Origin of the sequence: Phyllobacterium sp. 628 (genome assembly GCF_014189505.1) — a bacterium.
Classification (GTDB): Bacteria; Pseudomonadota; Alphaproteobacteria; order Rhizobiales; family Rhizobiaceae; genus Phyllobacterium.
The window spans coordinates 3,745,908-3,769,089 of the sequence record NZ_CP050301.1 but is presented as its reverse complement, the minus strand read 5'-3'; the positions used below and the strand labels follow the sequence as shown (position 1 = coordinate 3,769,089).

General features: G+C 54.8%; 20 protein-coding genes. 11 read left to right on the top strand and 9 right to left on the bottom strand.

What is annotated here, in order from left to right:
* Positions 1-55: 55 nt before the first annotated feature.
* The 4 genes from HB779_RS20105 (at position 56) to HB779_RS20090 (ending at position 5,741) form a co-directional block, all read left to right on the top strand.
* A complete protein-coding gene (locus HB779_RS20105; RefSeq protein WP_188343987.1) occupies positions 56-1,636 on the top strand; it encodes an amino acid permease in 1,581 nt (526 codons plus the stop codon).
* An 80-nt stretch (positions 1,637-1,716) separates the two neighbouring features.
* Positions 1,717-3,087: a glutamine synthetase family protein gene (locus tag HB779_RS20100; RefSeq protein ID WP_188343986.1), complete on the top strand. Its 1,371-nt coding sequence runs from the start codon at positions 1,717-1,719 to the stop codon at positions 3,085-3,087.
* Positions 3,088-3,168: 81 nt separating this feature from the next.
* Positions 3,169-4,554, top strand: a complete 1,386-nt coding sequence (locus HB779_RS20095; protein WP_188343985.1) for an aldehyde dehydrogenase family protein — start codon at positions 3,169-3,171, stop codon at positions 4,552-4,554.
* A 20-nt stretch (positions 4,555-4,574) separates the two neighbouring features.
* Positions 4,575-5,741, top strand: coding sequence for an iron-containing alcohol dehydrogenase (locus HB779_RS20090; RefSeq protein WP_188343984.1), 1,167 nt, complete (start codon positions 4,575-4,577; stop codon positions 5,739-5,741).
* Positions 5,742-5,822: 81 nt separating this feature from the next.
* Here the strand turns inward: HB779_RS20090 and HB779_RS20085 are convergent, their stop codons facing one another.
* The 4 genes from HB779_RS20085 to HB779_RS20070 form a co-directional block, all read right to left on the bottom strand.
* Positions 5,823-6,890 (bottom strand): ABC transporter ATP-binding protein, encoded by a 1,068-nt coding sequence (locus HB779_RS20085; protein ID WP_188343983.1) that lies wholly within the window; start codon positions 6,888-6,890, stop codon positions 5,823-5,825.
* 14 nt (positions 6,891-6,904) lie between these two features.
* Positions 6,905-7,696: an ABC transporter permease gene (locus tag HB779_RS20080; protein WP_210302599.1), complete on the bottom strand. Its 792-nt coding sequence runs from the start codon at positions 7,694-7,696 to the stop codon at positions 6,905-6,907.
* A complete protein-coding gene (locus tag HB779_RS20075) occupies positions 7,693-8,508 on the bottom strand; it encodes an ABC transporter permease (RefSeq protein ID WP_371823942.1) in 816 nt (271 codons plus the stop codon). Before HB779_RS20075 ends, HB779_RS20080 begins: the two co-directional genes overlap by 4 nt.
* 243 nt (positions 8,509-8,751) lie before the next feature.
* Positions 8,752-9,855: an ABC transporter substrate-binding protein gene (locus tag HB779_RS20070; protein ID WP_188343981.1), complete on the bottom strand. Its 1,104-nt coding sequence runs from the start codon at positions 9,853-9,855 to the stop codon at positions 8,752-8,754.
* 590 nt (positions 9,856-10,445) lie between these two features.
* On the opposite strand from HB779_RS20070, the gene HB779_RS20065 reads away from it, so the two are divergent.
* Positions 10,446-11,138: an MOSC domain-containing protein gene (locus tag HB779_RS20065; RefSeq protein WP_210302635.1), complete on the top strand. Its 693-nt coding sequence runs from the start codon at positions 10,446-10,448 to the stop codon at positions 11,136-11,138.
* A gap of 12 nt (positions 11,139-11,150) precedes the next feature.
* Here the strand turns inward: HB779_RS20065 and HB779_RS20060 are convergent, their stop codons facing one another.
* Positions 11,151-12,740: a DHA2 family efflux MFS transporter permease subunit gene (locus tag HB779_RS20060; RefSeq protein WP_188343979.1), complete on the bottom strand. Its 1,590-nt coding sequence runs from the start codon at positions 12,738-12,740 to the stop codon at positions 11,151-11,153.
* Positions 12,741-12,767: 27 nt separating this feature from the next.
* Entirely contained in the window at positions 12,768-13,946 is a 1,179-nt protein-coding gene (locus tag HB779_RS20055; protein ID WP_188343978.1) for an HlyD family secretion protein, read from the bottom strand.
* 145 nt (positions 13,947-14,091) lie between these two features.
* Between HB779_RS20055 and HB779_RS20050 the strand changes: the two genes are divergently transcribed.
* Entirely contained in the window at positions 14,092-14,763 is a 672-nt protein-coding gene (locus HB779_RS20050; RefSeq protein WP_188343977.1) for a TetR/AcrR family transcriptional regulator, read from the top strand.
* A gap of 6 nt (positions 14,764-14,769) precedes the next feature.
* Here the strand turns inward: HB779_RS20050 and HB779_RS20045 are convergent, their stop codons facing one another.
* On the bottom strand, positions 14,770-15,174 hold the full coding sequence (locus HB779_RS20045) for a Fur family transcriptional regulator (protein WP_188343976.1): 405 nt from the start codon (positions 15,172-15,174) through the stop codon (positions 14,770-14,772).
* Between the two features lie 258 nt (positions 15,175-15,432).
* Between HB779_RS20045 and aztA the strand changes: the two genes are divergently transcribed.
* From aztA to zigA, 5 genes are all read left to right on the top strand, one after another.
* Positions 15,433-16,257, top strand: coding sequence for a zinc ABC transporter ATP-binding protein AztA (gene aztA, locus HB779_RS20040; RefSeq protein ID WP_188343975.1), 825 nt, complete (start codon positions 15,433-15,435; stop codon positions 16,255-16,257).
* 8 nt (positions 16,258-16,265) lie between these two features.
* A complete protein-coding gene (gene aztB / locus HB779_RS20035; RefSeq protein ID WP_188343974.1) occupies positions 16,266-17,132 on the top strand; it encodes a zinc ABC transporter permease AztB in 867 nt (288 codons plus the stop codon).
* A 20-nt stretch (positions 17,133-17,152) separates the two neighbouring features.
* Positions 17,153-18,088: a zinc ABC transporter substrate-binding protein AztC gene (gene aztC, locus HB779_RS20030; RefSeq protein ID WP_188343973.1), complete on the top strand. Its 936-nt coding sequence runs from the start codon at positions 17,153-17,155 to the stop codon at positions 18,086-18,088.
* Positions 18,089-18,195: 107 nt separating this feature from the next.
* Positions 18,196-19,401: a zinc metallochaperone AztD gene (gene aztD, locus HB779_RS20025; protein ID WP_188343972.1), complete on the top strand. Its 1,206-nt coding sequence runs from the start codon at positions 18,196-18,198 to the stop codon at positions 19,399-19,401.
* Between the two features lie 54 nt (positions 19,402-19,455).
* Positions 19,456-20,676: a zinc metallochaperone GTPase ZigA gene (gene zigA / locus HB779_RS20020; protein ID WP_244642435.1), complete on the top strand. Its 1,221-nt coding sequence runs from the start codon at positions 19,456-19,458 to the stop codon at positions 20,674-20,676.
* A 57-nt stretch (positions 20,677-20,733) separates the two neighbouring features.
* Here zigA and HB779_RS20015 read toward each other — a convergent pair whose 3' ends face one another.
* Both HB779_RS20015 and HB779_RS20010 read right to left on the bottom strand, forming a co-directional pair.
* Positions 20,734-22,296, bottom strand: coding sequence for a TerC family protein (locus tag HB779_RS20015; RefSeq protein WP_188343971.1), 1,563 nt, complete (start codon positions 22,294-22,296; stop codon positions 20,734-20,736).
* Positions 22,297-22,628: 332 nt separating this feature from the next.
* A complete protein-coding gene (locus HB779_RS20010) occupies positions 22,629-23,180 on the bottom strand; it encodes a DUF924 family protein (RefSeq protein WP_188343970.1) in 552 nt (183 codons plus the stop codon).
* Between the last annotated feature and the right edge of the window lie 2 nt (positions 23,181-23,182).

The window sequence follows — 23,182 nt, the reverse complement described above, 5'->3', positions numbered from 1 at the left end:
GGGCACAGGTATCTGACGTTAGAAATCTCTTAAAATAACGGGGAACGTGAGTACGATGACACACCAAGATTATACGGACGTTGATAAATCGGAGGACGTGAAAGCCCTCCACGGCATGGGATATGCCCAGGAACTAGAACGGCGCATGAGCCGTTTCTCGAACTTTGCCATTTCGTTTTCGATCATCTGCATTCTATCGGGCGGTATCAATTCGCTGGCGCAGGCAACTTCCGGCGCCGGTGGGGCGGCAATCGGTATCGGTTGGCCGTTGGGCTGTCTCGTTTCGGCGGTTTTCGCCATTGCCATGGCGCAGATCAGCTCTGCCTATCCAACGGCAGGCGGCCTTTATCACTGGGGTTCGATCCTCGGCAATCGCGGCACGGGCTGGCTGACAGCCTGGTTCAATCTTCTCGGCCTGATCACAGTGCTCGGGGCTATCAATGTCGGCACCTACTATTTCTTTGTCGGTGCCTTTGGCAGCTATCTCGGCATGGAAGACACGACAACGGTTCGCATCATCTTCCTGGTGATCCTGACGGGTATTCAGGCTCTGATCAACCATATGGGCATCGGCCTGACGGCCAAGCTGACTGATTTTTCCGGTTATCTGATATTTGTCACCGCTATCGCGCTTTCGGTGGTGTGTCTCGCTGTGGCCGACACATATGACTTCTCGCGGCTCTTCACATTCGCGAATTATTCAGGTCAGCCAACAATGGCTGCTGACGGAACATTGACCGGCGCATCTGTCTGGCCAACCCTGTCGCAAAGCTGGGTCTTCCTGCTTGGACTGTTGCTGCCGATTTATACGATCACAGGCTATGACGCCTCTGCCCACACTTCGGAAGAAACCGTCAAGGCGGCGCATTCAGTGCCGCGCGGTATGATCTCGTCCGTGTTGTGGTCTGCCGTATTCGGCTACATCATGCTTTGTTCATTCGTGCTGATGCTGCCAAGCATGGACGCTGCTGCTGCTCAGGGCTGGAACGTGTTCTTCTGGGCCATGGGTGAACAGGTCAATCCGCTGGTCAAGGATATCCTTTATTTCCTGATCTTCATCTGCCAGTTCCTGTGCGGACTTGCGACCGTGACGTCGGTTTCACGCATGATCTTCGCGTTTGCACGTGACAAGGGTCTTCCTGCATCGAGTGTTCTGTCGAAAGTCAGCCCGAAATACCGCACACCGGTAGCAGCCACATGGACAGGTGCTACGCTTTCGGTGCTGTTCGTCTGGGGTTCTTCGCTCGTCACAATCGGCGATACGCCGGTCTATACGATTGTCGTATCCTGCACGGTCATCTTCCTGTTCTTCTCGTTCGCTATTCCGATCGCTCTCGGCCTGTTTGCCTGGGGCACACCAAAGTGGACGACGATGGGACCATGGAATCTGGGGGAAGGCATGTTCAAGCTTTTCGCCGTGCTGTCGATTATCGCCATGGCGCTGATTTTCATTCTGGGTATCCAGCCGCCAAACGAATGGGCGCTGTACATCACAGTTGGCTTCCTCGTTGTGACGGCCATTGTCTGGTTTGCGTTTGAGCGGCGCCGCTTCCAGGGGCCGCCGATTGGTGCGGAAGTAGCCAAGCGCGCTGCTGAGATTGCGGCCGCTGAAAAGGCAGTGGGTGAACGAAACTAATCTCCAAAAAAGGGCGGCCGGCTGCGGTCGGTCGCCCTTTCCATGACCCGATCAAAATTCTGCTTGAGGATAGACAAGAAATGCCCGGACATTGGAGTTTCGACGAACTAAAGCGCCATGTAACCAATGGTGAAATTGATACGGTGCTGGCCTGCTTCGTCGATATGCAAGGCCGCCTGATTGGCAAACGCTTCCATGCAAGCTTCTTTGTCGAATCTGCCCATGATGAGACACACGGCTGCAACTATCTCTTGGCCAACGACATCGATATGGAGCCAGTCCCCGGCTACAAGGCGGCCAGCTGGAAACAGGGTTATGGCGACTTTGTCATCAAGCCGGACCTTTCCACCATCCGCCACATTCCATGGCTGGAAAAGTGTGCACTGGTTCTGTGCGATATTCTCGATCATCACCACCATGAGGATCTCGCCCATTCGCCGCGCGCTATCCTGAAGCGCCAGCTGGCACGGCTGAAAGAACGCGGCTATCTCGCCTACTTCGCCTCCGAGCTCGAATTCTATCTTTTCGATGAGACCTACGAGAGTGCCCGCGCCAAACATTGGAAGGGTATGAGCACGGCGTCGCCTTACATTCAGGATTACGTGATCCAGATGACCACCAAGGAAGACGCGGTCATGCGCGCCATCCGCAATGGTCTGTTTGATGCGGGTATTCCCGTGGAAAATTCCAAGGGTGAATGGGGTCCGGGACAGGAAGAAATCAATGTGCGCTATGCCGAAGCGCTTGAAATGGCCGACCGTCATGTGGTCATGAAAAACGGCTGCAAGGAAATCGCCACTCAGATGGGCAAGGCGATCACCTTCATGGCGAAGTACGATTACTCGCTGGCCGGAAGCTCCAGCCATGTGCACAATTCGTTGTGGAGCGCAGATGGCAAGACACCGTTGTTCTTCGACAAGAACGCCGAACACACGATGTCGCCGCTGATGCGCCAATGGGTGGCTGGACAGCTGAAATATGCCGACGATTTCACCTTCTTCCTCGCGCCCTATATCAATTCCTACAAGCGCTTTCAGGCGGGCACATTCGCACCAACCAAAAACGTCTGGAGCCTCGATAATCGCACGGCTGGTTTCCGGCTTTGCGGCGAAGGCACCAAGGGCATTCGCATCGAATGCCGCATCGGCGGCGCTGATCTGAACCCCTATCTTGCCTTTGCCGGCCTGATTGCATCCGGTCTTGCGGGCATTGATGAGAAGCTTGAACTCGACAAGCCGTTCCAGGGTGATGCCTATGGTGGTGCGCGCTTACGCGAAATCCCCAAGACCCTGCGCGATGCGACGGAAACACTGGCCAAGTCGAAAATGCTCAAAACCGCCCTCGGTGAAGATGTTGTGGAGCACTATGTCCACACCGCCAAGTGGGAACAGTTTGAGTATGACCGCCGGGTCACCGATTGGGAGTTGCATCGCGGTTTCGAACGGTATTGAAGACAAACAGCAAAATCTGTCCCGTGCTCCGAGCCGCGGGACAGGAACTGACTTTTTAAAACACAGACTAGAGGTTTACCCATGACCGAGACGGTCAAATTGATCACTCCCATTGACGGTTCTGTTTATGCGGAACGTCCCATCGCAACGGACAAGGCCATTGATGCGGCGGTGGAAGCCGCAAAGCAGGCGCAGGTGAGCTGGTCGCAGACAAGCATTGCCGAGCGCGGCCAGCTTTGCCTTGCGGCGCTGGATGCCTTGCTTGCCATGAATGAAGAAATCGTGCCGGAAATTGCCTGGCAGATGGGGCGGCCTGTCCGCTATGGCGGCGAAAAAGGCGGCGTGGAAGAGCGCACGCGCTATATGGTTCGCATTGCAGAACAGGCGCTCGCACCCATCATCGAGAACGACAAGCCGGGCTTTCGCCGCTACATCAAGCATGTGCCGCTTGGCGTCGTCATGGTCATTGCCCCATGGAATTATCCGTATCTGACTGCCGTCAACACGATCATTCCGGCTCTGATGGCTGGCAACAGTGTCATTCTTAAACATGCAGCGCAGACGCTGCTGGTGGGCGAACGCTTTGCGCAGGCTTTCGCAAAAGCCGGGCTGCCGAAGGGCGTTTTCCAGAATATCGTTGTGAATCACGCGCAGACAGAAAAGCTGCTTGGTTCCGGCCGTATTGATCACGTCAATTTCACCGGTTCCGTTGGTGGCGGCCGAGCCATTGAGAAAGCTGCGGCGGGAACATTCATGTCGCTCGGGCTGGAACTCGGCGGCAAGGATCCGGCTTATGTGCTGCCGGATGTCAATCTGGACCATGCGGTTGCCAATCTGGTTGACGGCGCATTCTTCAATTCTGGCCAGTGCTGCTGCGGCATCGAGCGCATCTATGTACACGCTGACGTCTATGACCGCTTTGTCGATGGCTTTGTCGATCTGACGAAGCAGTATGTTGTCGGCAACCCTCTGGATGCGGCAACAACAATGGGTCCAATGGCGCAGACACGCTTTGCTGAGTTGATCCGCGAGCAGAAGGCCGAGGCATTGCGCAAGGGTGCGACGGCCCATGTCAATATGAGTGTTGCCAATGACAAGGCAGGGTCGCCCTATCTCGCACCCGAAGTGCTCACGGGTGTCGATCACCAGATGAGTGTCATGCGCGAAGAAAGCTTCGGCCCGATTGTTGGCATCATGAAGGTGCGCAATGACGAGGAAGCACTGTCCCTAATGAATGACAGCCAGTATGGCCTGACAGCTTCGCTGTGGACCACCGACACTGACAGGGCGGCAGGCATCGGCGACCGGATTGAAACCGGTACTGTGTTCATGAACCGCTGCGATTATATCGATCCGGCGCTGGTCTGGACCGGAGTCAAGGAAACCGGCAAGGGCGCTGCGATGTCTGCCATTGGCTACGGTAACCTGACCCGGCCAAAATCCTTCCATCTGCGCGAAGCGATCTGATTTTCTGAAAGAGACACACCATGAGCAAACTGATTTCCAAATGGAATTACCCGACCACCGTTCGCTTCGGCGCGGGCCGTATCAAGGAATTGCCGGAGGTGCTGGAAGCGACCGGCATCAAGAAGCCGCTTTTCGTCACCGACCCAGGCCTTGCCAAGCTGCCAGTTGTCGCAAGCACGCTGAAGATTCTTGACGATGCCAAAGTTCCCTATGGCGTTTTCTCCGAGGTAAAGCCAAATCCGGTCGAATCCAATTTGACCGCCGGTATTGCCGTGTTCAAAAAGGGCAAGCATGACGGCGTTATTGCCTTTGGTGGCGGTTCGGCGCTCGACCTTGGCAAGCTTATCGCGTTTCAGGCAGGACAGACCCGTCCGGTCTGGGATTTCGAAGATGTTGATGACTGGTGGACGCGTGCCAACAGCGATGTGATCGCGCCGATTATTGCAGTGCCGACGACTGCTGGCACCGGTTCGGAAGTCGGCCGTGCGGGTGTGATCACCAATGAAGAAACCCACACCAAGAAGGTTATTTTCCATCCGAAGCTGTTGCCAGCGATTGTCATCGCTGATCCTGAGCTTTCGGTTGGTATGCCGGCTTTCATTACAGCTGGTACCGGCATGGATGCGCTCGCGCACTGCCTCGAAGCCTATTGCGCCCCGGGTTATCACCCGATGGCGGATGGCATTGCGGTTGAAGGTATTCGTCTGGTTTTTGAAAACCTACCCAAAGCCTATGCCAATGGCAAGGACCTGACAGCTCGCGCGCATATGATGAGTGCGGCGGCGATGGGTGCAACCGCTTTCCAGAAGGGCCTCGGCGCGATCCATTCCTTGTCGCATCCCATTGGCGCGCTGTATGACACGCATCACGGCATGACCAATGCGGTCTTCATGCCCTATGTGCTGGCGTTCAATCGTGATGCGGTGGAAGAGCGCATTGCGCGGCTGGCCAATTATATCGGCATCAAGGGTGGTTTCGACGGCTTTGCCAAGTCGATCATCAAGCTGCGCAAGGAACTGAAAGTTCCGCATGCGCTGCCGGGTTTGATCAAAGACCTCAATATGACGAAGAAGCAGAAAGAGCTGATCGCCGATATGGCAATCGTCGACCCGACTGCTGGCGGTAATCCGGTTAAACTTACTAAAAAAGCAGCACTCAAGCTGCTTGATGAAGCGATTGAGGGATAGCTGCAGCGCTTAACTCAGTCGTCAAATTAAAACGGGGTGCTGGCAACAGCACCCCGTTTGTTTTCGAAGCGATGCCGGAGTTTAATGCTCCAGAACCAGCAAATCCTTTGCCGCGAGGCTGACCTTGACATCTTCGCCTGGGATTGGCGGCGGAGCGCTTGGATCGTTGAATGTATCAAACGAGACCATGTTATCGCCGAGCGAGGCACGAATGCGGATGACCGATCCAAGAAAGTGCACGCTGTTGATCTTGCCGTCGAGTGTTGTCTCGCGGCTGCCCGTGGCTTCACCGAGGCTGACGGCCTCAGGGCGAACCGCAAGCGAAATCTTGTCGCCATTCTTATGGCCGTTGAGGCGTTTCAGGCCAATCGAGACATCCTTGCCATCGACCGTTATCGTGCCGGTACTTGCATCACGCACGACCGCATCCAAAGTATTCAGCGTTCCGACAAACGAGGCGACAAAGCGCGATGCTGGTTTGTTGTAAATTTCAAACGGCGCACCGACTTGTTCGGCTTTGCCTTCATACATGACGACGATGCGATCCGAGATCGACAAAGCTTCTTCCTGATCGTGAGTAACGAAAATCGTGGTGATGCCAAGTTTGCGCTGGATCGCCCGAATTTCTTCACGCAACGACACGCGGATTTTCGCATCCAGCGCCGAGAGCGGTTCATCCAGCAAAAGCACCTGTGGCTTGGTGGCCAAGGCACGTGCAAGGGCAACGCGCTGCTGCTGGCCGCCGGAAAGCTGATAGGGGAAGCGCTCGGCCAGATGGTCCAGTTTGATCAGCGACAGCATCTCGTGCACCGTCGCATTGATCTCTGCCTGTGGCTTCTTCGCGACCTTCAGACCGAAGGCAACATTCTGCGCCACGGTCATGTTGGGAAAGAGGGCATAAGCCTGAAACACCATGCCGATATTGCGCTGGTTCGGCTTGAGATTGACGACGTCCTTGCCGCCAATGCTGATCATGCCTGACGTCGGTATTTCAAAACCGGCAACCATGCGCAGGACGGTCGTCTTGCCGCAGCCGCTGGGTCCGAGGAAGGAGATGAACTCGCCTTTCTCGATGTTCAGATTGAAATCGTGAACAACGGTTGTCGCTCCAAAACTCTTTTTCAAATGGCTGATGGTAAGAAATGACATTGGCAGGTTCCCGATTATCGCTTGGTTGCAGCGAGGGATTTGTTGAAGCGGGTGACGATCTGGATCAGCCCCATACAGACCCAGGTTATGGCAAAGGCTATGACAGAAAGCGCGGCGGGTTCGTAAGCCCGGTTGGCTCCGAGTAGCTGAAGGAACGGCCCAAAAGCCGGTCGGTTGAGCAGGGCGGCCATGGTGAATTCGCCAATGACGATGGCAAAAGTCAGAAACGCACCCGACAGAACCGCAACAAGCACATTGGGAAGAATGATGCGGGACATGATGGTGATCCGGCTGGCACCAAGGCTTTCCGCAGCTTCCGTCATGGTGCGGATATCAATAGCGCCAAGTCCGGTATCGACAGCACGGTACATGTAAGGCAGCGCCAACGTCGTATAACCGAAGCACAACAGGATATTCGTTCCGATGGCTGAGCCGGTCAGCGGTAGCATCGAAGATGTATTGTAAAGCTTGATATAGCCAAACACGATGACGATTGCCGGAATGACCAGCGGCAGCAGCGTGATGAATTCGATGAAAGGCCGCCAGCCTGGCAGGCGCAGACGGACCCAATAGGCGGTTGGAACGATCAGCAGCACACCAACAAGAATGGTGGCGATTGCCATCACGACGGAATAAGCAAAAGTCGCCTGAAAGCCCGGATCGTTCAGCACAACCCAATAGGCGTCAAACGAATAGACACCGCGCCGCATGCGTAGCGAGAATTCAAACAATCCCAACAAAGGCAGCGCGAAATAGAGAATGCCGAACGCAAGCGCAATCCACGACCAGAAACGATTTATCTTCATTTGAGCCACCGTTCACTGCTGGCACGCATCCAGATGTAAATGCCGTTGGAGATGCCGGTGATGACAATCATACCAAAGGCCAAGGCATAACCGAGCTGCGGATCCTGCAGTACGTCGCCGCGAATTTGGGCGTAGAGAACGATGGGTACGATGCTCAGTGACGATCCCGTGAGTGCATAGGCCGTGGCGATAGCGCCGAAGGAATTGGCAAAGAGCAGGAGAATGGTTCCGAGCAGGGCAGGCCAGAGAATTGGAAAAGCAACCATGCGCCAGTATTGCGGCCCGGTGGCGCCGAGAATGGTGGCTGCCTCCTTCCATTCGCGCTTCAACCCGTCAAGAGCTGGCGTGATGATGAGAACCATCAAGGGAATCTGGAAATAGAGGTAGGTTATGGTCAGCCCCCAGAAACTCAGAAGATTGAAGCCGTGGGCGTAGAGATTGAAGCCGAAGACATTGACCAGCAGGTATGTAACGAGCCCCGTACGTCCGAGCGTAAACAGAAAGGCGTAGGCCAGCGGAACGCCTGCGAAGTTCGATGCCACCCCGGAAAAGGTCATCATCGGCGCACGTATCCAGCTCGGCAGTCCACCCAAGGTGATTGCTGCAGCGATACAAAAGCCAATGAACGCGCCAAGAAGCGCGGATGTCAGGGAGATTTTGATCGAGATCCAGTATGCATCCATAATGGACGGCTGGAACAGGTTGGCGAGGTTATTGAGAGTTAGATTACCCTGCGCATCCTGAAATGCACCGGCGACCAGATAGATCGTTGGTAGAACCAGGAACATAACCGCGAAGATGAAGAACGGCATGACGCCGAGCCAGTCGAGCGACAGACGTTTGCGCTCCTGAGTGGCAACAGGTGGGATATGTGGTGTGCTTGCTTCTGAAATCGCGCTCATGGGATTTTGGAAACCGCTTTCTTGGATGCAATTATAGTCGCTGACACGCATTTTGCGAAGCGTACAAACCAACAGTCAATTCAGGCCGAAATGGCTCAGGTCCTGAAAAAGGAATCCCCGCGGATGTTTCCACGGGGATTCAGATCTCAGAGATTATTTGACGTTGGCGCCAACAACCTTGTCCCAGCCCTTGGTGACGACTTCCTTGGCGGCAGCCTGTTCATCGAGGGTCGGGAAGAAAGCCTTTTCGTAGGCTGCTGCTGGCGGCAGCTTGTCGAGAACTTCCTTCGGTACCTTGTTGTTCTTTACCAAATCCTTGAAGCGTGTCGGATGGCAATAGCCCTTGAGGTAGCCGATCTGGCCTTCATCGGAATAGAGATATTCCATCCAGAGCTTGGCTGCATTGGGATGCGGTGCGTAGGCGCTGATGGCCTGAACATAGACACCGGCGAGAACGCCTGTTGTCGGAACAACAACTTCAACCGGCGGGTTGCCCTTGAGCGTATCGCGACCCGTAAGAGCGTTGTAATCCCAGTTGATGATGATCGGGGTTGCGCCCTGTGCCAGTGTGCCCGACTTGCCGATAACCGGCACGAAATTGCCAGCCTTGTTGAGATCGGCAAAATACTTCAGACCAGCCTCGCCAGCAGCTGCGCCCGGCTTTGCACCAGTCGATGCGCCAGCGGCCAAAACGGCGAGCTGCGCTTGGTTCGAAGCGCGTGGATCACCAGCGAGCGCAACTGTGTTGGCATATTCCGGCTTGAGCAGATCAGCCCAATCCTTTGGTACGTTCTTGACGATGTCGGTGTTCACTTCGAATGACATGACGCCATAATAGTCGCCGTACCAGTGACCGTCGGCGTCCTTCAATTCTGCCGGGATCGAATCCCATGTGGAAACCTTGTAAGGCAGTGTCAGGCCGCCTTTCTTGGCCTCCGGGCCGAACGAAAGACCAACGTCGATAACGTCAGGTGCCTGTGGGCCCTTGTTGTCCTTGTTTGCCTTGATCGCTTCGACTTCGTCTTTCGATCCGGCATCTGGATTGAGCTCGTTGACTGTCAAACCATACTTTGCCTTGAAGCCTGCAATGATATCGCCATAACCACACCAGTCGTGCGGCAATGCGATTGTTGTCAGCGCGCCTTCCTTCTTAGCAGCTGCAACCAGTTCTGCCGGTGCATCCGCGAACGAAAGCGTTGTGCTTGCGAACAGCAAAGCTGTCGATAGAGAGAGCAAGCGTTTTGAAGAAACAACCATTTTAACACCCCTGTTTAAGCGACAAACGTCATTGGCTCTTTTTTCGACGTTCCTGCCTCCCGATATAGGGCTCTCATGTCAGTTAGATGACAGGCCCGCGAACGTCTTTTCATGAGCAGTAGCGGCAAGTGAAACATTTTTTCGGTGGCTTAGCAATTCGCCCAATACGGAAAATTGGCGCCAGCCGGAAACAGGGCTAAATTACTCCAATAGCGACAAAAATGTTGGAGGGTGCGTCAGTTAGTCGAATAATTAATGTCGCGTTTGATTTCTTACGACATTGCCATCCACAGGAGCGTGTTGAACAATCGAAAATTACGTTAGGGGACTAATGTTTTCGCCTGGGATTCTTGCAGGATTTCATGAGGAAGCAGACGGCGACTATGCAAATTTCGAGCCCGAAAAACAGAGAAGACAATATTCATTCAGGCGGGTTTTGCCTGGTCACTTCGCAGTGAATGCATCAAAATTCCGATGTAAATTCTCAGGCTCATGGCGGCTGCACCTTGGACGTGACAACACGCGGGGTTGAAGATCCACCCAAATATCGTCAACCTCCGGCGATATTCAGGATACCGAAAATGACATCTATGACGGACTTTAAAATCGATCTGCTTATTGGCGCGCTGGCGCCATTGGGAGATAAAGAGGTACTCAGCGGAATAGCCAAGGCGGCTGTCAAGGGACGCCTTTGGTTAAGCGCGACCGGATTTGAGGGAGATGCTCAGGGCGATATGAAACGTCACGGCGGTGTCGATAAGGCTGTTCATCATTACCCCTTTGATCATTATGAAAACTGGATCGGGGAAATTGGTGACTTGCCGGTTCTTGAGCAAGTCGGGGCGTTTGGCGAAAATCTGTCGACGATGGGGCTCAATGAAACGAATGTGGCCCTCGGCGATGTGTTTCGTGTGGGTGCAGCGCTTGTTGAGGTGTCGCAGGGGAGGCAGCCCTGTTGGAAGCTGAACAGTCGCTTCGGCGTTTCGGATATGTCCTTGCGTGTCCAGACAACAGGAAGAACCGGCTGGTATTACCGGGTACTCGAAACAGGCTATGTTTCAGCGGGAGATACGATCACCTGTGTTGACCGGTCAACGCCCGACTGGACCATCCGCCGCTTGTGGCACACGCTCTACATCGACACCATGAATCTTGACGCGCTTGCGGAAATGGCAACATTGGAACGGCTTCCGGACGGTTGGCGACGCTATGCGCAGCGGCGTCTGGAAACGCGTAAGGTGGAAGACTGGTCCAGTCGCCTGCGTGGTGATCAGCAGAGCTAGAGCAAACTTGCTCTAATGCCCGCCGCCACCGCCGCCTGATGCAGCGGGCGCTGGTTTGCGCATCATGATCGCGAAGAAAGCAAGTGAGGCAAACAGCATCGTCAGGATATAGAAAACATCCATGAATGACATCAGCGAAGCCTGTCGATGCACCATTCCTGAAATCCTGACGAGTGCGGCTGTTGACCCGTCGATGCCGTGGGACTCGAAGTTTCTGCTCATGCTGGCCATCAGGTCTTCAGCTTCCGGGTTCCCCCAGCGCACATTCTCCGAAAGTTGGGCATAGTGCATCACTCCGCGATCCGTCAGAATCGTGTTGATGACAGCAAGGCCAACCGCACCCCCAAGGTTACGCGTCAGATTAAACAGACCGGACGCATTCTTCAGGCGCGAGAGAGGAAGTGTGCCTAGCGCAAGATTGTTGATCGGTACCATGCAGAGCATCAGCGAGCAGCCGCGCAGGATTTGCGGCAGCAGCAATTCGTAGAAATCCCAGTCGGCGGTGAGACCTGTCATGGTCCACGTGCCAGCGGCGAAACCAACAAAGCCGATCATCATCATCAGGCGCGGGTCCATGCGATTGGACAGGAAACCTGCCACGGGCGCGGTCATGAACATGGCAAGACCGCTGACGAACAGAGCTTCGCCGATCATCAACGCATCATAGCCGCGGATGCGTCCGAGATAGAGGGGATAAAGGTAGGTCAAGCCGTAGAGACCAACGCCCATGATGAATGAGAACACAGAGCCAAAGGCAAAGTTCAGGTTCTTGAATGCCCGTAAATCAACGATCGGTTCTTCGGCGGTAAAGGCTCGATAGAAAAACAGCAGCGCGCCGATCACAAGAACAATAGCGAAGAAGAAGATTGAGCTGTCTTGCAGCCAGTCGTTGCGCGGGCCTTCTTCCAGAACATATTCGAGTGAACCAAGGAACGTAGCCATGCCGGCAAGGCCCCACCAGTCGAACTTGCTGAACAGCGACTTGTCGCCTTTGTCGAAATCGATGAGGTTCCAGGCGGCAAAGGCCACGATGATGCCGGGAATAACATTGACGAGAAACAGCCAGTGCCAGGAAAAGGCGTGGCTGAGAAAGCCGCCGACAGTTGGCCCGATTGTCGGCGCAAGTGTCGCAACAAGTCCGATGATCGGTGAAACGATGGATCGCTTGGACGGTGGGAAAATGGTGAAAGCAGCTGCGAAGACGCTGGGGATCATGCCGCCGCCGATAAAGCCTTGAATCGCGCGGTAGACGATCATCTGGTCGATATTTGTCGCGGTGGCGCAGAGTATACTGGCGGCGGTGAAGCCGGCAGCGGAAATCGTAAACAGAACCCGCGTCGACAAAAGCCTCCCAAGGAAGCCTGAAAGCGGGATCATGATAACTTCGGCGATCAGATAAGACGTCTGAACCCAGGAAATTTCGTCCGAACTCGCGCTCAATCCGGCCTGAATCTCGGCGAGCGATGCCGAGACGATCTGAATGTCGAGAATCGCCATGAACATGCCGAAGACCATCGCCACGAAGGCGATGGCTTTCTTCGGGTCAATTTGATCTGACGCAACCGGTGCTACCGGTTTTCCGCTTGTGGTGGCACTCGACATGATCTTCGGCCTGATGCTCGTTGCGTGTTACTTGGCTGGAGCCGTGCGCGTGTCGACGTCAACGATCACGCTCAGACCTGCCTGAAGTCTGCCGGATGCCAGTACATCGGCGGGCAGGGCAATACGAACCGGAACGCGCTGGACAACCTTGGTGAAGTTGCCTGTAGCGTTCTCAGCTGGAAGCAAGGAGAACACCGCACCAGATGCTGGAGCGATTGAAGCAACAGTGCCTTCAAACGTATCGCCTGAAAGTGCATCAACCCGTACGCGGACTTTTTCACCCGGTACAATGTTGCGCAACTGCGTTTCCTTGTAGTTCGCATCAATGTAGAGCGCATCGACCGGCACAAGAGCAGCCAAACGCTGGCCGGGGCTCACAAGGTCACCCTTCTTGGCCGAAAGGTTGCCGACAACACCATCGAGAGGTGCACGAATAACAGTGAAGGAAAGATCGCGAGCGGCCTTATCCTTTGCAAGCTGCAGCGAGGCGACGGTGCTTTCAGCCTCTTTATACTGAGCTTCCAGCACCCCGACATTGGCGACCGCAGCAGCAATTTGCGCATCAGCCGAAACGAGGTTGGCTTTGGCCTGATCGAGAGCTGCCGTTGCATCATCAAGCTGTGACTGGGAGGCAAAGCGTGTGGCATGCAACTGGCTGGCACGTGCAGATGCTGCAATTGCGTTGGTCAAAACAGCTTGCGTGGCAACCTTTCCGGCTTCCACCTGCTGAAGTGAGGCTTTGGCGGCTTCGGTCTGTGCCTGAATGCGTTCAAGTGTCATCCGCTGTGTGGCGATTTGGGCCTCAGCCTGCTTCTCGGCAATCGTATAGTCGCCGTCGTCAAGCGTCACCAGTGCATCACCGGCCTTGACGCGCTGATTGGCAACCACATTGATGGTGTCGATGTAACCCGTGACCTTGGGGGCAATCGCTGTGATGTCGCCCTGTATATAGGCGTCATCGGTCGAGACCATAAAGCGGCCTGTTGTCCACCACTCGTGTCCATACCATGCACCGGCACCCACGGCCGCGACGATAATGACCGGCAGGATAAAACGCCTCACGGAACGCTTTGGCGGAGCCGGCGTTGATGTCACAACTTCGTGCTGTGGCGCTTCAGCTGTTGCCGGTGCCTCAACCTTGGACGCAGGCGAAGGTGTCGGAAACTGGCGAATTTCGGCTTCATTTGTAGATTTCGGCGCGGACATGTAGGAACTCTTTCTACAGGTGTTCAATCTGAATTTGATTGAACCAATCGGTTCGATCGTTGACATACCTCAAATGAGAGCGCATATCAAGTGGATCGAACCGGTTGGTTCGAAAAAGAATCGAAAACGAGGAAATTTGACTAATATGTCGTCTACCAAGGCATCCGTTGTTGACCCAGGCATGACATCATTCGAGCGGCCCGGCCGCTTGGCCGCCGGACAGGATCCGGTGAAACGTCAGCAGATTCTGGATGGCGCCAACCGTGTTTTTTCACAGATGGGTTTTGATGCCGCCAGCATGAATGACATTACCCGTGAAGCGGGCGTGTCCAAGGGCACGATCTATGTCTACTTCAATAACAAGGAAGAGCTGTTCATCGATCTGTGCCAGCAATACAAGACGGCGCTGTTTGACGGAATCTACCAGGCATTGGAGAGCAATAGCGACCTGCGGGAAGCTCTGATCCAGTTTGGTATTGCGCTTTCCACCCTCATTACGTCGAATGCGGGTATTCAAGCGCAGCGGGTTATTATTGGTGTAGCCGAGCGCATGCCTTCCATGAGTTGCAGCTTCTACGAGAAGGGCCCGAAGAAAGGCCTTGCTATCATGCGTGCCCTCCTGGACAGGCACGTCGCCGCAGGCTTTCTTGCCATAGAAGATACGGAGATAGCCGCTTATCAGCTTTCAGACCTTTTTCATTCAGGTCTGTTGCGCCGGCGCCTGTTCGGTCAGATGGAGAATGAGCCCGAGCCCGAGCAAATTCGCAAGACCGTGACGGCGGGTGTTGATCTTTTTCTCAAGGCCTACAAGGCCTGACGCTTGTCAGGCTGTTCCGCAATTGGCGCAGACGCCGCGAATCTCGATCGTGGTCTTGGTTTGCTTGAAACCGTTGTCTGTCGTCCATTGCCGGACACGCTGCGTGATAATATCGTCTGAAAATTCCGAGACCTGACCGCATTTTTCACAGATCGCGAAAGCGATCATGCCGTGGCTATGACCGTGGTGGTGCGGATGGGCGCACGCGACAAATGCATTGATACTTTCGAGACGATGGACCATGCCATAGTCGAGCAGCTTTTCCAGTGCGCGATAAACCTGCAGCGGTGCGCGGAAGCCATCGCCGCGCAATTGGTCAAGAATAGTGTAGGCGCTGAGCGGCCCATCCGCGCGCGACAACGTATTGAAAACCAGTGACTGGTTTTTTGTCAGCTCTTGGGCGGTCGTCATTGCCGTCGGTCTCCTGAAAGTACTCATTAAAGCTGCTATCTCTTGAATCAGCCGCAAACAAGTCTCTCGTTGCAAATTTCTACTTCCTTAGAGATAGGGAACCACTTCATTTACTGCCAGTGGATAAATTAATTGTCCTATTCTCAAATTCGCCATTCTTGACTAATGTAATAACATCACATATCGAGACGTCAAGAAGAGGGCGTGCGATGGGCGTAAATATTCAATGTCCTCCCATTCCACGCACACGGATATACAATGACTGATCAATGCCTTACCTTTCGCGATCTTACCCTCGGGTACCGCAGTCATCCTGCGGTTCATCACCTGAGCGGTACAGTCGAGCGCGGTTCATTGACTGCGGTTGTGGGCTCAAACGGTTCAGGCAAGTCAACGCTCATGAAGGGCATTGTCGGTGTTTTGAAACCAATGTCCGGCTCCTGTGTGGTCGAGAAGGGTGTTCGCGTCGCCTATCTGCCGCAGCAATCGGAGCTTGACCGGTCTTTCCCGGCGCGGGTTATCGATCTGGTTTCGCTGGGCCTCTGGCCAAAGCGCGGGCTGCTTGGCCGTTTTACCGCTGATGATCGCGAGCAGGTTTCGAAGGCTCTGATGGGCGTCGGGCTGGGCGGTTTTGAAAAGCGTCCGATCGACAGCCTTTCTGGCGGGCAGTTGCAGCGTGCACTGTTTGCACGGGTGCTTGTGCAGGATGCGGATCTGATCCTGCTGGACGAACCGTTCAACGCCATCGACGCCAAAACTGTTGGCGATCTCATTGCACTGATCAAGCGCTGGCACGGGGAGAAGCGGACGATCATGGTTGTCGTCCACGATCTTGATCTGGTTCGCGAGCATTTTCCCGAGACCTTGCTGCTCGCGCGCAAACCGATTGCGTGGGGTGCATCCAAGGAAACGTTGCGCCCGGAAAATCTCCTGCATGCGCGCCAATTCCATGAGGCTTGGACTGAAGGTGCCCCATGGTGTGAGGCGGATGAAACGGGTACGCCGGAAACAGCGCATTCGCACGATCATAAACACCATGCCCATAATGACGATCACGCCCACGACCGGCGAAATGGGGCTTGATCCGGACAATGTATGATTTTCTGATCGCTCCGTTTGTTGACTACAGTTTCATGCAGCGTGCGCTGCTTGGTTCGCTGGCATTGTCGCTCAGTTCCTGCCCGGTGGGCGTTTTCCTTATGCTGCGGCGCATGAGCCTGACAGGCGATGCCATGTCCCATGCGATTTTGCCAGGCGCGGCGGCCGGTTTCCTACTCTATGGTCTGCAAATCGTGCCGATGACCATCGGCGGATTGATTGCCGGCGTTATCGTCGCGCTGGGTGCTGGTGCTGTTTCCCGCTTCACCATCCAGAAGGAAGATGCCTCCATGGCGGCCTTCTATCTGATCTCGTTGGCGCTCGGCGTCATGATCGTTTCGTTGCGTGGATCAAATGTTGATCTGATGCATGTGTTGTTCGGGACAGTTCTGGCGCTGAACAATGATGCGTTGATCCTGATCAGCCTGATCTGCGGGGTCAGCATTGTGACCCTCGCCATTTTCTGGCGCGGCCTCGTGGCTGAGTGCCTTGATCCGCTGTTTCTGCGCTCGGTCAGCCGCATCGGAACGCCGGTTCATTTTATCTTTTTGGCGCTGGTGGTGCTCAATCTCGTGGGTGGATTTCAGGCATTGGGGACGCTGCTCTCGGTCGGCCTGATGATGCTCCCGGCCGCAGGTGCGCGGTTCTGGACCACGCGGGTTGGTCCCATGTGCGCTGTGGCCATTCTGATCGGTATGGTGTCCTGCGTCGCCGGGCTCCTGATCTCGTACCATTTCGCTTTGCCATCAGGCCCGGCAATCATTCTTTCCGCCGGTGCGATGTATATAGCATCCATCCTCGTCGGTTCTCGCGGTGTCCTGAACAGCCGCATGCGTTCCCATCGTCACAGAACAGCATAATTCAATAAAGGAGACTACCCATGCGCAAGGCGCTCAAACTTGCTACGGCTTTGAATGTTATACTGTTACTTGGGGCGGGATATTCGTCGGCATTTGCTGCGGAATTGAAGGTCGTATCCAGCTTTTCGATTATCGAAGACTTTGCCAAGAATGTTGGCGGCGACAAGATTTCCCTGATCAATCTTGTTGGCCCGAACGGCGACAGCCATGTCTATGAGCCTAAGCCTTCTGATGCCGCAGCGCTCGCGGGTGCCGATGTCGTTCTGGTCAATGGTCTCGGGTTCGAAGGCTTTCTGCCGCGCCTTGTTGAGGCCAGTGGCACCAAGGCGACAATCGTCGAACTGACCAAGGGTGTTGAACCGCTCAAGGCGCAGGATGAAGAAGAAGGCCATGCCGAGGCAGGCGGTGAACACCATGATCACGGTGCCTTTGATCCGCACGCCTTCCAGTCGATCCACAATGCCAAAATCTATGTCCAGAATATTGTCGATGCCTTCTGCAACGCCGACAAGACCAACTGCGACACTTACAAGAAGAATGGTGCCGACTACACCAAGAAGCTTGATCTCACCGAGGTTGAAGTGAAGGCCGGTATTGCGGCGATCCCGGAATCCAAGCGTCTGATTATCACATCACATGACGCCTTTGGTTATTTCGAAAATGCCTATGGCTTGAAGTTCCTGGCTCCGGAAGGTCTCTCAACTGACTCTGAACCTTCAGCTGCCGATGTCGTTGCTCTGATCAAACAGGTCAAAGAAGACAAGGCTTCCGCCATCTTCGTTGAGAATATCACCAATCCCCGCCTGATCGAACAGATTGCCAGCGAGACCAAGCTGAATGTCGGCGGCACCTTGTTTTCCGATGCACTGTCAGAACCGGCGGAAGGTGCCGGCACATACGTTGACATGATGCATCACAATATCAGCGCCTTCAAAAAGGCCATCCTGGGCAGCTGATGGATGAAGGTGGAGAAAGCGGGGGATGACTCCGCTTTTTTCATTTGCAAGAATGTAATGTTATTACATTATGTTTCCCGACAGACCTACGCATAAAAGGAATAAACATGTCACGACATCTGAAAATGGTTCTGCCTCTCGCACTGGTATTTGGCGCAACTGCGCTTCCGTCATTTGCTGCCGAGCAGACCACCTGGAGGTTGTTTGTCGCCGATCAGGCCGAGCCAACAATTCGCGCGCTTGATCCGCAGACCGGCAAGGTTCTCGATACATTCAAGTTGAAAGCGCCGGCGGGCTTGTCAGTCTCGGACAGCGGCAAGACGATCTTCGCTGTGGAGCGTGACGGAGCAGAAGTCGCAATTCTCTCCACCGGCATTGCCATTGAAGATCACGGTTCGCATGGCGACCTCAGAGTTGAGGCACCCAGGCTGCTGGATTTCAAACTCGAAGGGCAGCGCCCGTCGCATTTCGTTGATCATAATGGCAACATTGCTCAGTTTTTTGACGGCGATGGCGTGGTCAAGATCGTCAGGGAAAGCGAAGTGCTGGATGGAAAAGCCGGCGTGCGCACCGTCAAGCTGGCGTCTCCCCACCACGGTGTCGCGATCTCCTACGGTGATGATGTTCTCGTCACCGAGCCGCATCCGGAAAAGCCGACTGATGAGCTGCCAATCGGCATCAAGGTTCTGGATAAAAACAACGCAGCAATAGGATCATTGCACGAATGCCCGGATCTGCATGGTGAAGCGTCGTCAGGCAATGTTCTGGCCATCGCTTGCAAGACCGGGCTTCTGCTGGTCAAAGCCGGTGCCGATGGGCCAGAAATTGAACATCTGGCCTATTCAAAATCTTTGCCGGATGGAAAAAGCACGAGCCTGCTTGGCGGCAAGGGTCTGCAATATTTTCTCGGCAATTATGGACCGCAGGCGGTCGTGCTGGTTGAATCCGGCAATGCCGATCCATTCCGTCTGGTCGAACTTCCGGCGCGTCGGGTGCACTTCGCCGTTGATTCCGCACGGCCACAATTTGCCTATATTTTTACCGAAGACGGCCAGTTGCATCAGCTCAATATTGTAACGGGCAAGATCAGCAAATCAATCAAACTGACCGAACCATACAGCATGGACGGTCACTGGAATCTGCCACGCCCGCGCATTGCCGTTGCTGGCGATGAGATCGTCGTCAGCGATCCGCTGAAGAGCAAGCTGCATGTCATAAATGCGGCAAAATTCGAAAAAGACCGCGAAATCGCGGTCGAAGGCAAACCTTACAATGTCGTGGCCGTTGGCGGCTCCGGCGAAATTCACGAATAACAATTCAAGCCTGCTTCCCGGCGGGGAGCAGGCCCAAGTTTGAGGGCAATAGCCATGCAAAACACAGCCATACCCAACCGCCTGCCAGTCACCGTCCTTTCCGGATTTCTTGGAGCCGGGAAAACCACGCTGCTCAATCATATTCTCAACAATCGCGAAGGCCGCCGGGTTGCTGTCATCGTCAATGATATGAGCGAGGTCAATATTGATGCTGCGCTTGTGCGCGATGGTGGTGCCAATCTTTCGCGCACCGATGAACAACTGGTCGAGATGACCAATGGCTGCATATGCTGCACGCTGCGCGATGATCTTTTGCAGGAAGTGCAGGCACTGGCAAAGCAGGGCCGGTTTGATTATCTGCTGATTGAATCAACCGGTATTTCCGAACCTTTGCCGGTTGCGTCGACCTTCGATTTCCGCGATGAAAATGGCCAGAGTCTGTCAGATGTGGCCAAGCTCGATACCATGGTGACGGTGGTTGATGCGGCCAATCTGCTCAAGGACTATGCGTCAGCCGATTTTCTGAGTGATCGTGGCGAGTCATTGGGTGATGCAGACAACCGGACTCTGGTCGATCTTCTGGTCGATCAGATCGAGTTTGCCGATGTCATTATTCTCAACAAGATTTCCGATGCATCACTGTATGACCGGGATCTGGCGCGCAAGATTATCCGCGCGCTCAATCCGGATGCGAAATTGATCGAAACGGACTTTGCCGATGTGCCGTTGAACGACGTCCTCAATACCGGTCTGTTCGATTTCGACAGGGCGCAGGAACATCCGCTCTGGTTCAAGGAATTGAATGGCTTTGCCGATCACGTGCCGGAGACGGAGGAATACGGCGTTCGCTCCTTTGTCTACAAAGAGCGGCGGCCGTTTGATCCCCAGAAGTTCCAAGCCTTTCTCGACAAGAATTGGCCGGGCGTGGTTCGGTCAAAAGGATTTTTCTGGCTGGCAACGCGCCCGGACTGTGTTGGAGAAGTCAGTCAGGCCGGAGCGCTGGTGCGGGCGGAAAAGCGCGGACTTTGGTGGTCATCAATACCGCGCAGTCAATGGCCTGAACATCCGGAGTGGCTGAAATCGATGAAGCCTTATCTTGATCCGGTCTGGGGTGACCGGCGGCAGGAGATCGTTTTCATTGGCGTGGACCCGATGAATGAAGTGCAGTTGCGGGCGCAACTTGATGCGTGTCTGGTTGATGCCGAAAGCTTTACGCCGGGAAAATGGGAAGATCTGTTTGACCCGTTCCCAAGCTGGGTTCGGCAGGCTGCCTGAACAAAATTCCCGCCGCGTTGTAAAACAGGGCGGGAACTTGATTGGCAGGCGGCGGCCTCAGATATAGGCCGCCGTTTCCGTCGGAGAAATCCGCACTTTGCCGATATTACGGCCATCCATTTCAACGATTTCGTATTCATAGTCTTCGACTTTCAGCCTCTCGCCCTGTGCGGGGATATGGCCGAGATTCCACAGGATATAGCCAGCCAGCGTCGTGTAGCGGTCGCCATCATCGACGAGGTCGCGCTCAATCAAACCACTGAGCCTGCGGATATCGATAAACGCATCCACAACAATGCTGCCATCTTCCGAACGCTCGAGGACCGGGCTCTCCTCACCTTCGTCAGGGAAATCGCCGGCAATAGCTTCCAGAATATCGGTCGGCGTTACCACACCTTCGAACGATCCATGCTCATCGAGAACGATAGCCATCTGTACGGTCGTTCCGCGCAGCTGTTCCATCACGCGCAGAACATTGGCGTTCTCGTGCAGGATCAGGGGCTGCCGCGTGACCTTTTCCCAATCGATCTTGCCTCCATCAAGAATGGCAAACAGCAGATCCTTTGTCAGAGCCACACCGACAAACTCATCAACGCGGCCACGGGCCAGAACCACACGGCTATGATTGAGCGTGCGGATTTCCGCCAGCAACTCTTCATTGGTTTCGTTGAGGTCAAGCCATTCAACCTCGTTGCGCGGTGACATGATGGAACGCACCGGACGCTCAACCAGATCAAGCACGCCGCGGATCATTTCCTTTTCCTCGCGGTGGAATACATCCCCCGCAGCGGTCTGTTCGGCGATTACGTCGATGGCCTCCGGGTGATGTGCATTGCTGCTGCGGCCGCCGCCCAGCAAACGCAGCACCGCCCCCGCCGTCCGATCACGCAAATCCATGGTGGTAACGTGCTTGTCGCGGTTATGCCGCCCAACCTGATTGGCAGCCTCGATCAGTACCGAGAAGCCGATGGCCGCATAGAGATAGCCCTTCGGAATATGGAAGCCAAAGCCTTCGACGATCAGGCTGAAACCGATCATCATGAGGAAGCCCAGGCAGAGAATAACCACTGTCGGGTGGCGGCTGACGAAGGCCATCAGCGGCTTGGAGGCCAGCATCATGACGCCAACAGCGATGACGACGGCGATCATCATCACCTCAAGATATTTCACCATACCGACGGCGGTGATGACACTGTCCAGCGAGAACACCGCATCAAGCACAACAATCTGGGCAATAACCTGCCAGAACACGGCATGAACCGCGTTGGATTCCTTGGCGGACATGTGGCCTTCAAGCCGTTCATGCAGTTCCATAGTACCTTTGAACAGGAGGAACAGACCACCGATGATCAAAATGACATCGCGTCCGGAAAAGCCAAAACCGGCCACGCTGAAAAGCGGGGTGGTAAGGGTGACAATCCAGGAGATGGAGGCGAGCAAAGCCAGACGCATGATCAGTGCCAGCGACAGGCCGACGACGCGCGCGCGGTTGCGCTGACTCGGCGGCAATTTGTCGGCGAGGATGGCGATGAAGACGAGGTTGTCGATCCCGAGAACGATCTCGAGCACAATCAGTGTGGCGAGACCAATCCAGGCATTGGGGTCGGCAATCCATTCCATTGGGAAGTCAGTTCCTTTTCAGTGAGTAAAATCAGTGCATGACACGGCGAGCAGCTGCAGCCGTCAAACACAGCGCAAAGCCGCCCGCAATGCAGGCAAAATCAGAGATGGGGGAGGTATACGCAGAGGATTGCTGACGCCGCGTTTGCGGGGTCAGCATGCTTCGCAAGTCCGGACTTGGAGGCTCTTCAGATTGTTCGTCCGGCATCGATGCGCGGTCAGTCCCTGTTTGACTGGCTGTCATGGGTGAAAACTACAGGTGCCAGATGTGCCTATAATGACAGTCTGCCCGCCCCCGTTCAAGAGCACCGGCAAAGATTCAATGCTTCTGCTCAACCGGAAAAGCCGCCAGCCTCCAGAAATTCCAGTTCTTCCGGTGTGGATTTTCGCCCGAGAATAACATTGCGATGCGGAAAGCGGCCGAAGCGGCGGATAATATCGTAGTGCTCCTCAGCCCATTTGATTTGGCTTGGCACCGACGCCGTATAGAGCTTCACGCAGCGTAATTGTTGATCGATATCCTCCGAGTGCATGAATGGCAGGTAAAGAAAACCGCGCAGCGATGGCTCAAGTGTCAGGTCATGACCTTTCTCCAGCGCCTGATCCGCATAGAAGTGGGCCAACGAATCCGTTGCATACATATGGCCGGTGCCGCGAAACGAATTGCGCGGGAACTGATCAAGCAGGATCATCAGCGCCAGCGTACCTTCCGCTGTTTCGACCCAATGGTCATATTCGCGCCGTGCGGCAGCAAAATGCCGGTCAAGGAAACGCTGCCGGAACGTCTCGTCAAACGCCGCGTCCTTCGTGAACCAGGCGTCCGGACCTGCATCACGCCAGAAGGTCACGATGTCGGCAATACCAGCCTGATCCGTTTCGGACATTG